Raw genomic sequence first — 12,479 nt, forward strand, 5'->3', positions numbered from 1 at the left:
CGCCGTCCTAGTTGCCGCGGCTTTCGAAGACCTGCTTCGCCACCGGCAGTGCCGAGAAGACCCTGGGCCAGCCGGCGTAGAAGGCAAGATGCGACAGCATCGCCCCGGCCTCTTCCTGCGTCAGCCCGTTATCCATGGCACGGTTCAGGTGGAAGGTCATCTGTTCCGGCTGGCCTGCCGCGATCAGGGCGGCGACGGTGATCATCGAGCGGTCGCGCGGCGCGAGACCGGGGCGCAGCCAGAGGTCGTTGAACAGGACCTCGCGGGTGTTGTCGACGACGCCGATGCTGACATCGGAGAAATTGCCGCTGACGGTGGCCTCGCGGGCGGCCTCGGCCTCTTCGTCGAGCGGCAGGAACGCGACCTCGGCGCCCGGCAGCTCCTCCGCGGCGATGCCGCGGGCATCGAAGACCGGCGCCATCGCCTCGGCGGCGGCGGTGGCATTGCCGAGCCCGGTGTAGAAGGCGAGATGGGTGATCGTCTCCGACAGCTCGCCCGGGGTCACGCCGCTATCGAGCGCAAGTTCGGCGAAGCGGGCGAGGTTGCCGGTCTCGTGGCGGGTGACCAGCGCGGCGAAGGTGACGAGCGCGCGGTCGCGCGGCGACAGCGCCGCTGCGGTCCACTCGCCGCCGAAGATGTCGTCGGCGGCATAGGCGGCCAGGGCCGGGGCGGTGCGCGCGACGGCATCGGGCAGCGTGGCGGCGGGCTCGGCCGAGGCCGTGCCTGCGGCCAGGGCGAACGCGGAGGCGGCGAGACGGGTCTTCATCGGAGGCTCCTTCGAGGATCGGTTGGTCTGCCCTCCTTATCTGCCCCGCGCCGGACGAACCTTAATGCCCGGTCTGGGCAAGCCGCCCATGAGCAAGGTTCATCAATCCGGCGCATCCGGCAGTCTGGCGCAAGACCGGCGATCCTCGGGGCGGCGTGACCGGCGGCAAACCGCTCTCCGGCGGTCGCGCCGCTTGCCGGGGGATCCTGCCGTGCCGACGTCCCCTCTGGCTGCAATTGCCGGGCCGGCGGCCTGACCATGCCGGGCCGGCGCAGGCGCCATCCGGCACCCGTCGTGCCGTTCCGCTTGCGCGGCGCCGCGGCAGCGCCACTCCCGGCCCGTCTGCGGCGGAAGGGATGCTGCCGCGGGGCCGCGCCGGCCTGTTCGAGGAGAGCATGCGGCGCCTCGGGTCCGGGCTGCAGATGGCCGCAGCCTGTCTGCGCCCGACCTGCTGTCCCGGCGAGGCTTCGTAGCTGGCAGGATGCTGGAAAAGTCTCTTCGGCCGAGGCGCTTGGGGCAAAACTGGAGCAATCGCCCTGAAAGCGGCTGGACTTGCCCATTTCTGCGAGGTGCTGCGCTGCGGACCGCCGCCGCGGAGGGTGCGCTCCGGCGCCATCCCTCCGGGATGCGGACCGCTCCCGCGTTTGCCGGCGGTCCGCGCCGCAGGGCTGGGGCGGCCCCGGAGATGGCCGGGTCTCAGTCCGGAAGATAGCCCGCGACATCCTCCGCGCTCATGACCTGGCAGTAGATCATGTTGAGCACCTCGAGCTCCCTGCGGTGCAGCGCATCCGTTCCCGCCGCGCAGCAGTCGTCGACGACGATCACGTCGAAGCTCTCGTCGGCCAGGCTGCGCACGGTGGAGCTGACGCACTGGTCGGTGAAGATGCCCGCGCAGACCACGTTGCGGATGCCCATGTTCGACAGGAGCAGGCGCAGGTTGGTGCCGGTCAGGGCGCTGTCGGTGGTCTTGGTCACCACGATCTCGTCCCCGGCCGGGGCGACCTCTTCGAGGATCGCAGAGGCGAAATCGTCCTTTGGCAATAGGAGGTTGTTCCAGCCCGGCTTCTTCTGGCTCAGCGACCGGTCGCGACCGTCATCGTGCTGGCAGGCGATGCGGGCGAAGACCACCTCCATCCCCCGCGCCCGGAACGCGGCGATCAGGGCGGCGGTCCGGGGCAGGACCGTATCCGCCATGCGGGCGCCGAATCCGGCCCAGCCCGGCGGCACCTCGGGCGCCGCGCCGTCAGGGCGCCGCCAGAGGTAGCAGTTCTGCAGGTCGATCACCAGAAGCGCGGTATCGGCGCGGCCCAGAACGGGATCGCCGGGCTCCGGCGCGCCCTCGTAGTAGAAGCTTCGGTTCGCGGTCTTCCAGTCGCTCATCGTCTGTCCTCGCAAATTGGCAATGGCGGGCGCCGCGGGACGGCGCCCGTCCGTCGGGTCACGCGTCCGCCGCGGGCTTCGCCAGGACGCCGGACAGCCAGGCCGATCCGTAGGCGAAGAACGTGCCGCCGATCATCGAGAGGCCGACATTGATCAGCACGTTCGAGAAGCTGAACTCGAGCATCGTGCCGGTGCTGAACACGTCCGGGGTCTGGCTGATATAGGCGAAGGTCGCCGCGTATCCGAAGGTCACGGCCGGGACGGAGGAGAAGGCCGGGATCACCGAGGCCGAGATGTAGATCACCACGCTGACCAGGACGAGCAGCCCGGCCCAGACCGGGGTGGCGAGCCCGGGGAAGGGATTGGCGAGGATCAGCAGGCCGACGATCCAGGCGACCACGACCCCGAAGAGGTTGCAGGTGATGTTCAGCGGCACCGCCGCCCGCGTGCCGCCGATGGCGAAGAACGAGGCCCAGGCGACGAAGGCCGCCCAGATCAGCACGGTCCCGGTGGACATGTAGAGCATGGTGGCGAGGCCGCCGAAGATGCCGACGCCAAGCGCCGTAGCCGTAGTCTGGTTCATGGGAGTCCCTGTTGCTTGTGATTCTCTCATTCTTAAAATGGACCGATATTTTTCTCGTACAAGAGAATTTTAAGTCTTGACGAAAATCGTTCTGGCTCAGAATGTCCGGCCTGGGTAAGGTTGCCCGGATGGCCCAGGCGCCGGCGGACACCTTGCGGACCAGCAAGCAACAGGGATTGAACATGGCGAACCAAAAACAGGGCTTCATCGAACGGCACGGGCTGTGGACCGAGGCGCAGAAGGCGGCGGCAGAGAAGGTCGCCGCGCAGCTGAAGGAAAGCGGCGTCCGCAATGTCCGCGTCGGATGGGGCGACCAGCACGGCATCGTGCGGGGCAAGACCGTCAGCGCCGAGCATTTCCTCAAATGCCTGAAGGACGGCAAGGATTTCCAGCTCGTCACGGCGATCTTCGACACGACGAACCATCCGATCGTGCCGCCTTTCGGGGCGGAGAACCACCTGGGCATCCCCGAGATGATCGGCCTTCCCGACGGGGTCCTGGTGCCCGATCCGACGACCTTCCGCATGCTGCCCTGGGTGAAGGACACCGCCTGGTGCCTGAGCGACGCCTATTTCGGCAATGGCGCGCCCTGTCCGCTCTCGACGCGCCAGATCCTGCGCGAGCAGGTCGCGAAGCTGGCGGGCGACGGCATGGGCATGCTCGTGGGGCTGGAATTCGAGTTCTACGTCTTCCGCATGCTCGACCCGAAGCTCTCGCCGGAGGATAGCGGCTATCCGCCCGCCGCGCCCGAGGTGGAGATGATCTCGCATGGCTACCAGTACCTGACCGAGACGCGCGGCGACGAGATCGAGGAGCTGCTGAGCTACCTGCAGGAGAATATCGACGCCCTGGGCCTGCCGGTGGAGACGATGGAGGACGAATGGGGTCCGGGCCAGATCGAGGTCACCTTCGACCCGCTGCCGCCGATGGAGGCCGCCGACGCGGCGCTGCTGTTCCGGACCGCGGTCAAGCAGCTCTGCCGCCGCAAGGGCTACCATGCCAGCTTCATGGCCAAGCCCAAGATCGCGAACACCTTCCCCAGCGGATGGCACATGCACCAGTCGCTGGTCGATCCGCAGACCGGGGCGAATCTCTTCGCGGCCGATGGCGGCGAGGCGCCGCTGTCGAAACTCGGCATGGCCTATCTCGGCGGGCTCCTGGCGCATGCCTCGGGCACGGCGCTGATGTCGACGCCGACGATCAACGGCTACAAGCGCCGCGCGCCCAACAGCTTCGCGCCGCTCAAGGCCGCCTGGGCGCAGGAGAACCGCGGCGCGATGCTGCGGGTGATCGGCCAGGGCGGCGACCCGGCCAGCCGGATCGAGAACCGCGTGGGCGAACCGACGGCGAATCCCTATCTCTACATCGCCTCGCAGATCATCTCGGGCCGCGACGGCATCGCCAATGACCTTGTCCCCGGCGCCCCGGTCAGGGCGGCCTATGACGAGGTCCGCCCCGATCTGCCGGAAAGCCTCATGGCCGCCATCGACGCCTTCGCCGCCGACGACGTGATCCGGGCCGAGCTCGGCGACAAGGTGCATCACTACCTGGTGTCGCTGAAGAAGTTCGAGGTCGCCCGCTTCCTCTCCGAAGTGACCGACTGGGAACACCGCGAATATTTCGAGATGTACTGACCCTCGGTCCCGCCGCCTGCGAGGCGGCGGGGCTGGCGCCCGCGCAGCGTGCGGGCGCGCTGAAAACATGGAGCTACAGCAAAGACATGAAAGTCGCAGCGGCACAAATCAGGCCCGTCTGGCTCGATCCGGAAGGCACCGCGGACAGGGTCGTGGAGACCATCGCCGAGGCGGCTGCCCTCGGGGTCGACCTCCTCGCCTTCCCCGAGGCCTATCTGAGCGGGTATCCCTTCTGGCTCTGCCGCACCAATGCCGCGGCCTTCGACGATGCCCGCCAGCGGCAGGCCTATGCCGCCTTCCTGGAGGCGGCGGTCGAGCTCGGCTCGCCGCTCGTTGCGCGGATTGCCGAGGCGGCGCGCGATCACGGCGTCTCGGTCTATCTCGGCATGAACGAACGCGGCGCCGGGGCGGGGCGGGGCAGCATCTGGTGCACGATGCTCGCCATCCACCGCGAAAAGGGCGTGCTCGGGGCGCATCGCAAGCTGATGCCGACCCATGACGAACGGCTGTGCTGGGCGATCGGCGATGCCCACGGCCTGCGGGTCCACGACTTCGGCGGGACGCGGGCCAGCGCGCTGAACTGCTGGGAGAACTGGATGCCCCAGGCCCGCTACGCGCTCTATGCCGGGGGCAGCGAGCTGCATGTCGCCGCCTGGCCCGGCAACGAAGGCGTGGCCAATGTCGCGCCGGAATTCATCGCGCGCGAGGGGCGGCTCTGGGTGGTCAGCGTCATGGGCCTGCTGTCGATGTCGGACATTCCCGCGGATTTCCCGTTCCGCGACCAGCTGGTCGCCGAGGGCGTCGACCGCATCTTCCGCGGCGGGTCGCGCATCGTCTCGCCGATGGGCGAGGTCGTGGCCGTGGCGGGCGAGGACGTCGAGGGGCTGATCACCGCCGAGATCGACCGGTCGCTGGTCGCAGGCGCCCGCCAGAGCCTCGATCCGACCGGGCATTACGGACGCACCGACATCTTCGACGTGACCATCCGCGGCGACAGGCCCGGCGCCGTGCAGTGGAGCGGCCGCGACCCGGAAACCGGGGGGGCGGGGTCGTGAAGGTCCTTGTCCTGCAGAATTCCGGCAGCTCGGGGCTGGGCGTCTTCGGCCCGCTGCTCAGCGCCGGGCACGGCGCCGAGCTGATCCTGCGCGATGCCCGCCAGGAACGCTACGACGCCCTTCCCGCGCATGACCTTCTGGTCGTCCTGGGCTCGCCGCGGGGCGTCTACGAGATGGACGCCCATCCCTGGATCCGGCAGGAGCGCGACTTCATCCGCAGCCAGATCGACGCGGACCGGCCGATCATCGGCATCTGCTTCGGCGCGCAGCTGATCGCCTCCGCGCTCGGCGCCGAGGTGAAGCCCATGGCAGAGAAGATCCGCGGCTGGCATCTCAACGACCAGGCGGCGGACGCGGTCTGGGAGGGCCCGTGGTTCCGCTGGCACGGCGACCGGTTCTGGGTGCCCGAGGGCTGCTACCTGCTGGCCGCCGACGGCGCCGTGCCGCAGGCCTTCCAGTACGGCCGGGCGGTCGGGGTCCAGTTCCATCCCGAGGTGGACCCGGACATCGTGTCCTCCTGGATCGCGGAACATCGCGGCACGGCCGAGGGACATCTCGATCTTCCCTCCGATTTCGAGGTAACCTGCCTGGGAGAACTCGAACGCGCCACTCCGCGCACTGCGGCGTTGCTCGATGAACTGCTCAGAAGAGTTATGGAATGACCAAGAATGCAGCCGGCACCCCCGATCAGAACATGAGCGCCGTCGTCGGGCGGCGGCTGCGCGCCCGGCGCAAGGAATGCGGTTGGACGCTCGGCGATCTCAGCGAGCGCAGCGGCGTCTCGGTTCCCGCGATCTCGAAGATTGAAATCGGCCAGTCCAGCCCCAGCTTCGACACGCTGATGCGCCTGATCCGCCCGCTGCAGCTGAACTTCGTCGAGATCCTCGACCCGCCTGCCGAGGCCGCGCCCTCGGGCCGGCTGACGGCGACCCATCTGGGCGAGGCGGAGCGGCACAGCACCGGCCATTACGACTACGAGGTCCATTCCTCGAACCTGCGAGGCAAGGTGATGGTGCCTTTGAAGATGCGCATCCGCACCCATGAGGTGCCCCCGGCCGAGGAATGGAGCATCCATCGCGGCGAGGAGTACATCTACGTTCTGTCGGGCACGCTGGGCCTTCACACGCAGCATTACGCGCCGCTTGTGCTGAAAGCCGGCGAGAGCGCCTATCTCGACAGCACGATGCGCCACGCCTTCACCTCCGAGGGGCCGGAGGATGCGGAGATCCTGTCGATCTGCCTGTCGATCGCTCCGTTCGAGCGCTGAGCGGCCCCGGCCCGTCTGGCTGCCGCGGCCTCGGGGGGCTGCCTGCGGGACCGTGCGGGCGGCGGCAGGAGGTCATCGATCTCCAGCAACGGACCGCGGCCGCGTAGGCATGCCCGACAGGGCGCCCGCATCCCGTGCCAGGCGAGTGGTCCGGCGGCAGCGAAGGTCCTCGCGACCCCCGGGGGCCCGCCCAGGCGCCTGATCCGGCAACCGCGGTTCGCGTCCTGCCGGAGCCTTGGGTCCAGCGCGGCGCGCCAGAGGACATCCGCAATCGAGCCGCGTGGCGCAACCCGCCAGGGCGCGTGGCCCGTGGCGGCCGCATGGCTCGCTCGGCAGGCGGAGCCGGCTGCACCGCCGCGTGCTGCCGGCATGGGCGACCGTTGCGGCATTGTTGCTTGCATCCGGCGCCGGGACGCTGGCGGGCTCCGGACTGGGTGCGACCTGCGAGAGAGCTGGCGGAATGGGCCATGTCCGGCAGCAGTTCTTTCGGTCCCGTCTGGCTGGACTTCCCGGAGCCCCCGTGCCGGGGCGCGAGCCCGGCACGGGGGCTCCGCCGGGCTCCGCCGGGCTCCGCCGGGCTGCGCCGTGGCAGCGTTCCGCTGCGGAGGCGATGCCGCGGGCGTCCCCTGCTGCCTGTCAGGGCGCGAAGGTGGGCGCCGCAAGGCGCTTCGGCCGGTATCCGGGAGGTCCTCCCTCCGCCCGCTCTGCCGCGCCAGTGCCGTTGAGCGGATGGCCACGCCACGCGCCGGCTGCGGTCCGGCCCCTCATGGCAGGCGCGGGGCCGCATCTGCGGACCGGCCGTGGCAGCTGGGTGCTCGATGGGGCAGGGCGGGCGCAGGCCACCCGTCCATGCTCCGGCCGAAGGCTCCGGTGTTCGCGGGGATCGCAGCGGGAACCGGACGGCTGCCGCGCCCGGCAATCGCCCAGGGAATTTCCCGGCGGCGTGCCGGGCACGGCAGAGGCCGGACGCGGCGGCCTCCCTCGGCAGGCAGGGGCATGGCGGGCCGGCGCGGGCGCAGCCGCCGGATGCCGGTTTTGTGAAATTCCGGGCCTTTGCCGACAAGCGCGGGGCGGGGCAGGGCGGGCATGAAGGGCGGGCGCCCGGCTGCTCCCGACGGAAGGCGGCGGCGCAGTTCGACATCCGCAGGAGGCCGCCTTGCCCGATCCATTCCCCCCTTTCCGGCGCCGCGAGGTGCTGATCGCCGGGACCGCCATCGCCGCCGCCGCGGCGCTCCCTCCGCTTGCCGCCGCCGCGGCAGGCCTTCCGGACAGCTCAGATTCAGGAGACAGATCAATGGGCTACGTAACCACCGCCGACGGCACCGACATCTTCTACAAGGACTGGGGGCCGAAAGACGCCCAGCCCGTCGTCTTCCATCACGGCTGGCCGCTGAGCTCGGACGACTGGGACGCGCAGATGCTGTTCTTCCTGGCCAACGGCTACCGCGTCGTCGCCCATGACCGCCGCGGCCATGGCCGCTCCTCGCAGGTCTCCGAGGGCCATGACATGGACCACTACGCCGCGGATGCCTTCGCCGTGGCCGAGGCGCTGGACCTGCGCAACGCCGTCCATATCGGCCATTCGACGGGCGGCGGCGAGGTCGCGCGCTACGTGGCGCAGCACGGCATTCCCGCGGGCCGCGTCGCCAAGGCCGTGCTGGTCTCGGCGGTCCCGCCGCTGATGGTGAAGACCGCGGCCAATCCCGAAGGCACGCCGATCGAGGTCTTCGACGGCTTCCGCGCCGCGCTGGCCGCAAACCGCGCGCAGTTCTTCCGCGATGTCCCGGCCGGGCCCTTCTACGGCTTCAACCGCGAGGGCGCGACCGTCTACGAGGGCGTGATCCAGAACTGGTGGCGCCAGGGCATGACGGGCGGCGCCAAGGCGCATCTCGACGGGATCAAGGCCTTCTCCGAGACCGACCAGTCCGGCGACCTGCGGGCGATGACCGTGCCGACACTGGTGCTGCATGGCGAGGACGACCAGATCGTGCCGATCGCGGATTCCGCGCTGAAATCCGTCGAGCTGCTGCCGCAGGGCACGCTGAAGACCTATCCCGGCTATCCCCATGGCATGCTGACCGTGCATGCCGACGTGCTGAACGCCGATCTCCTCGCCTTCGTGCAATCATAACCCGAGAAAGGAGCCACCGATGTCCAAGCTCGACGTCCTCACCCCGCAGAACAGCCAGGTGATCTTCATCGACCACCAGCCGCAGATGGCCTTCGGCGTCCAGTCGATCGACCGCCAGACGCTGAAGAACAATGCCGTGGGCCTCGCCAAGGCGGCGAAGATCTTCGGCATCCCGACGACCATCACCACGGTCGAGACCGAGGCCTTCTCGGGCTACACCTATCCCGAGCTGCTCGACGTCTTCCCCGAGGCGCCGATCCTCGAGCGCAGCTCGATGAATTCCTGGGACGACCAGAAGGTGCGCGACGCGCTGCTCGGCCATGCCACGGCGGGCGCGGGCAAGGTCTTGGTCGCCGGGCTCTGGACCGAGGTCTGCAACTGCACCTTCGCGCTCTCCTGCCTGGCCGACACGGATCTGGAGATCTACATGGTCGCCGACGCCTCGGGCGGCACCTCGAAGGAGGCGCATGACCAGGCGATGGCGCGGATGGTGCAGGCGGGCGTGGTGCCGGTGACCTGGCAGCAGGTGCTGCTGGAATGGCAGCGCGACTGGGCGCACCGCGACAGCTACGATGCGGTCATGGCGCTGGTGAAGGAGCATTCCGGCGCCTATGGCATGGGCGTCGACTATGCCTATACCATGGTCCACAAGGCCCCGCAGCGCAGCGTCCATGCCGGTCCGGTCCGCGCGCCGGTTCCCGCCGAGTGATCCCCCTGCGGCGGGGGTCCGCCTCCGCCGCCCTCCCGCCAGAAGGAGCGCCCATGCCCGAACCGGTCATCACCTACACGGAAACCGAGACCAAGGCCCGCTATGCCGCCACCGTCGAGGGCGTCGAGGGCGAAGGCGAGCTGACCCTCTCGAAGGTCACGCCCAGCCTCGTCATCGCCGACCATACCGCCGTGCCCGACACGATGCGCGGCCTCGGCATCGCGCGGGCGCTGGCAGAGCGGCTGATCGCCGATGCCCGCGCCCGGGGCCAGCGGATCGTGCCGCTCTGCCCCTTCGTGCGGGCGCATGCGATGAAGCACCGCGACGAGCTGGCCGATGTCATCCAGTGGTAGCGGCGGCGCCTATGCGCCCTTCGGCCATCCGGCCTTCGCGCTGCTGTGGACGGCGACGCTGGTGTCGAATACCGGCACCTGGATGCACGAGGTCGGCGCCGGCTGGCTGATGACCACGCTCGCGCCCAGCCCGGCCGTCGTGACGCTGGTGCAGGCCGCGGGCACGCTGCCGATCTTCTGCTTCGCGCTTTTCGCCGGGGCGCTGGCCGACCGGCTCGACCGGCGCCGGCTGCTGATCGGCATCAACCTGGTGCTCCTCGGCATCGTAAGCCTTCTGGCGCTGCTGGTCTGGAGCGGGCGGATGACGCCCGGGCTGCTGATCGGCTTCACGCTGGCCATCGGCACCGGCGCGGCGCTGATGGCGCCGGCCTGGCAGGCGATCGTGCCCCAGCTCGTGCCCGCGCCCGAGCTGCGCGCGGCGATCGCGCTCAATTCCATGGGGATCAACATTGCCCGCGCCATCGGCCCGGCCGTTGCCGGGCTGCTGATCGCCGCCGCCGGGCTGGCCGCGCCCTTCGCGCTCAATGCGCTGAGCTTCGTCGTCATCCTCGCCGCGCTTGTCCTGTGGCGCCCGCCCGCCGCGGCGCCGCGGCGCCATCACGGCAGCCTGCGCGCGGAGATGGCCACCGGACTGCGCCATGTCCGCCACAACCGCGCGATGCGCGACACCTGCCTGCGCGCGGCGGCCTTCTTCCTCTTCGCCTCGGGCTACTGGGCGCTGCTGCCGCTGATCGCGCGGGGCGCCACGGGCGGCGGCTCGGCGCTCTACGGCGCGCTGATGGGGCTGATCGGGGCCGGAGCGGTCACCGGCGCGGTGCTGCTGCCGCGGCTGCAGGCGCGGCTCGATTCCGACCGGGTGGTCAAGGCCGGGACGCTCGGCACCGCGCTGGCGCTGGTGCTGATGGCGGTGGCGCCGGTCCCGGCCGCGCTGATGCCCGCCGCCTTTCTCGGCGGGCTGGCCTGGATCGCGGTGCTGACCTCCTTCAACGTCTCGGCGCAGACTGCGCTGCCCGACTGGATCCGCGCCCGCGGCCTCTCGGTCTACCTGATGGTGTTCTTCGGGGCGATGACGGCCGGCTCGGTCCTGTGGGGCCAGGTCGCGGCGCATGGCTCTATCCCCGCGGCGCTGCTGCTGGCGGCCGCCGGGCTCGTCGCGGCGATGCTGGCGACGGGGCGGCGGGCGATCGGGCAGGGCGAGGGGCTCGACCTCGCCCCGGCCGCGCTCTGGCCCGAGGCGCCCGCCCCCGCGCCGGGGCAGGAGGAGGACCGGCCCGCGCTCGTGACCGTCGAGTACCGGATCGGCGAGGCGGACCGCGACGCCTTCCTCGCGCGGCTTGCCGAGGTGCGGGCCGAGCGGCTGCGAAACGGCGCGACCCGCTGGAGCATCCACCAGGGCGTCGAGGCGCCGGGCACCTGGCTGGAGAGCTTCCACCTGCCGAGCTGGGCGGAGCACCTGGAGCAGCATGCCCGGGTCAGCCATGCCGACATGGACCGCCACGCCGCGCTGCGGCTGCTGCATGCGGGCGGCACGGCGCCGGTCGTGCGCCACTATATCGAACCGCCGCGCTGAGGCGGGCGGCAGACAGAGGGAAGGAGACCCCATGAGCTGGAACCCCACCCACGACCCGGACTGCCCGGGCTTCGGCTGCGCCGCGCTGGAGACGCTGATCATCCCGCGCGCCCGCGACATCGGCGGCTTCGACGTGCGCCGCGCGCTGCCCTCGCCGAAAAGGCAGATGGTCGGCCCCTTCATCTTCTTCGACCAGATGGGCCCGGCCGAGTTCATCACCGAGGGCGGCATCGACGTGCGGCCGCATCCGCATATCGGGCTGGGCACCGTGACCTACCTGTATCAGGGCGAGTTCGAGCACCGCGACAGCCTGGGCACCCACCAGATGATCTATCCCGGCGAGGTCAACTGGATGGTCGCGGGCCGCGGCGTCACCCATTCGGAACGCACCAGCGCCGCCACCCGCGGCCACCGCCACAGCCTCTTCGGCATCCAGACCTGGATCGCGCTGCCCGAGGACCGCGAGGAGATGGCCCCGGATTTCGAGCATCACGGCAAGGAGGCGCTGCCCGAGATCGGCGATGGCGGCATCTCCGCGCGGCTGATCCTGGGGACGGCGCATGGGCAGGCGAGCCCGGTGACGCTCTATTCCGAGGCCTTCTATCTCGACGTGGTGCTGGCCCCGGGCGCGGCCTATCCGCTGCCCGACGAGCACGAGGACCGCGGGCTCTACATCACCGAAGGTTCCATCGAGGTGGCAGGCGACGTGTTCGAGGCCGGCCGCATGATGGTCTTCCGCCCCGGCGACCGGATCTCGGTCAAGGCGGGACCGGCGGGGGCGCGGCTGATGGCGCTCGGCGGCGCGACGATGAATGGCAGCCGCTACATCTGGTGGAATTTCGTCTCCTCCTCGAAGGAGCGGATCGAGGCGGCGCAGCGCGACTGGAATGCCGCCGACTGGGAGGGCGGGCCCTTCCGCCTGCCGCCCGGCGACACCGACGAGTTCATCCCGATCCCCGAGGGGCTGCAGAAGACCCGTCCGAAGGAGTGGTGATACCCTTCCATGCACAGAGAGGCCGCCGGGAAACCGG

The 12,479-nt window shown here is 70.2% G+C and carries 12 protein-coding genes; 9 read left to right on the forward strand and 3 right to left on the reverse strand.

Going from position 1 to position 12,479, the window contains the following annotated elements; all coding sequences use genetic code 11:
• Positions 1-7 precede the first annotated feature (7 nt).
• From FGX59_RS14835 to FGX59_RS14845, 3 genes are all read right to left on the reverse strand, one after another.
• Positions 8-766, reverse strand: coding sequence for a carboxymuconolactone decarboxylase family protein (locus tag FGX59_RS14835; protein ID WP_138467619.1), 759 nt, complete (start codon positions 764-766; stop codon positions 8-10).
• A gap of 696 nt (positions 767-1,462) precedes the next feature.
• Entirely contained in the window at positions 1,463-2,146 is a 684-nt protein-coding gene (locus tag FGX59_RS14840; protein ID WP_138467621.1) for a cysteine hydrolase family protein, read from the reverse strand.
• Between the two features lie 58 nt (positions 2,147-2,204).
• Entirely contained in the window at positions 2,205-2,729 is a 525-nt protein-coding gene (locus tag FGX59_RS14845) for a DUF1097 domain-containing protein (protein WP_171060651.1), read from the reverse strand.
• 182 nt (positions 2,730-2,911) lie between these two features.
• Here FGX59_RS14845 and FGX59_RS14850 point away from each other — a divergent pair, with 182 nt between their 5' ends.
• The 9 genes from FGX59_RS14850 (at position 2,912) to FGX59_RS14890 (ending at position 12,442) form a co-directional block, all read left to right on the forward strand.
• Positions 2,912-4,363: a glutamine synthetase family protein gene (locus FGX59_RS14850; RefSeq protein ID WP_138467625.1), complete on the forward strand. Its 1,452-nt coding sequence runs from the start codon at positions 2,912-2,914 to the stop codon at positions 4,361-4,363.
• A gap of 86 nt (positions 4,364-4,449) precedes the next feature.
• Positions 4,450-5,418, forward strand: coding sequence for a carbon-nitrogen hydrolase family protein (locus tag FGX59_RS14855; RefSeq protein ID WP_138467627.1), 969 nt, complete (start codon positions 4,450-4,452; stop codon positions 5,416-5,418).
• Entirely contained in the window at positions 5,415-6,080 is a 666-nt protein-coding gene (locus tag FGX59_RS14860; RefSeq protein WP_171060652.1) for a type 1 glutamine amidotransferase, read from the forward strand. The genes FGX59_RS14855 and FGX59_RS14860 overlap by 4 nt, the downstream gene beginning before the upstream one ends.
• Complete coding sequence (locus tag FGX59_RS14865; RefSeq protein WP_138467631.1) at positions 6,077-6,685, forward strand: helix-turn-helix domain-containing protein; 609 nt, start codon at positions 6,077-6,079, stop codon at positions 6,683-6,685. Before FGX59_RS14860 ends, FGX59_RS14865 begins: the two co-directional genes overlap by 4 nt.
• Positions 6,686-7,979: 1,294 nt before the next feature.
• Positions 7,980-8,816, forward strand: a complete 837-nt coding sequence (locus FGX59_RS14870; RefSeq protein ID WP_138467633.1) for an alpha/beta fold hydrolase — start codon at positions 7,980-7,982, stop codon at positions 8,814-8,816.
• Positions 8,817-8,835: 19 nt separating this feature from the next.
• Positions 8,836-9,525 carry a hydrolase gene (locus FGX59_RS14875; protein ID WP_138467635.1) on the forward strand — a complete coding sequence of 230 codons (690 nt, stop codon included), beginning with the start codon at positions 8,836-8,838 and terminating at the stop codon, positions 9,523-9,525.
• A gap of 53 nt (positions 9,526-9,578) precedes the next feature.
• Positions 9,579-9,878 carry a GNAT family N-acetyltransferase gene (locus FGX59_RS14880; protein ID WP_138467637.1) on the forward strand — a complete coding sequence of 100 codons (300 nt, stop codon included), beginning with the start codon at positions 9,579-9,581 and terminating at the stop codon, positions 9,876-9,878.
• Positions 9,862-11,448 (forward strand): MFS transporter, encoded by a 1,587-nt coding sequence (locus tag FGX59_RS14885; RefSeq protein WP_138467639.1) that lies wholly within the window; start codon positions 9,862-9,864, stop codon positions 11,446-11,448. The genes FGX59_RS14880 and FGX59_RS14885 overlap by 17 nt, the downstream gene beginning before the upstream one ends.
• 31 nt (positions 11,449-11,479) lie before the next feature.
• Positions 11,480-12,442 (forward strand): pirin family protein, encoded by a 963-nt coding sequence (locus FGX59_RS14890; RefSeq protein WP_138467641.1) that lies wholly within the window; start codon positions 11,480-11,482, stop codon positions 12,440-12,442.
• Positions 12,443-12,479: the final 37 nt, after the last annotated feature.

It is taken from the genome of Poseidonocella sp. HB161398, assembly GCF_005870025.1.
Classification (GTDB): Bacteria; Pseudomonadota; Alphaproteobacteria; order Rhodobacterales; family Rhodobacteraceae; genus Mangrovicoccus.

Excerpts from the sequence above, each read along its gene's own strand:
- FGX59_RS14835 (WP_138467619.1), bottom strand. The coding sequence starts at position 766 with ATGAAGACCCGTCTCGCCGCCTCCGCGTTCGCCCTGGCCGCAGGCACG.
- FGX59_RS14840 (WP_138467621.1), bottom strand. The coding sequence starts at position 2,146 with ATGAGCGACTGGAAGACCGCGAACCGAAGCTTCTACTACGAGGGCGCG.
- FGX59_RS14845 (WP_171060651.1), bottom strand. The coding sequence starts at position 2,729 with ATGAACCAGACTACGGCTACGGCGCTTGGCGTCGGCATCTTCGGCGGC.
- FGX59_RS14850 (WP_138467625.1), top strand. The coding sequence starts at position 2,912 with ATGGCGAACCAAAAACAGGGCTTCATCGAACGGCACGGGCTGTGGACC.
- FGX59_RS14855 (WP_138467627.1), top strand. The coding sequence starts at position 4,450 with ATGAAAGTCGCAGCGGCACAAATCAGGCCCGTCTGGCTCGATCCGGAA.
- FGX59_RS14865 (WP_138467631.1), top strand. The coding sequence starts at position 6,077 with ATGACCAAGAATGCAGCCGGCACCCCCGATCAGAACATGAGCGCCGTC.
- FGX59_RS14870 (WP_138467633.1), top strand. The coding sequence starts at position 7,980 with ATGGGCTACGTAACCACCGCCGACGGCACCGACATCTTCTACAAGGAC.
- FGX59_RS14875 (WP_138467635.1), top strand. The coding sequence starts at position 8,836 with ATGTCCAAGCTCGACGTCCTCACCCCGCAGAACAGCCAGGTGATCTTC.
- FGX59_RS14880 (WP_138467637.1), top strand. The coding sequence starts at position 9,579 with ATGCCCGAACCGGTCATCACCTACACGGAAACCGAGACCAAGGCCCGC.
- FGX59_RS14885 (WP_138467639.1), top strand. The coding sequence starts at position 9,862 with ATGTCATCCAGTGGTAGCGGCGGCGCCTATGCGCCCTTCGGCCATCCG.
- FGX59_RS14890 (WP_138467641.1), top strand. The coding sequence starts at position 11,480 with ATGAGCTGGAACCCCACCCACGACCCGGACTGCCCGGGCTTCGGCTGC.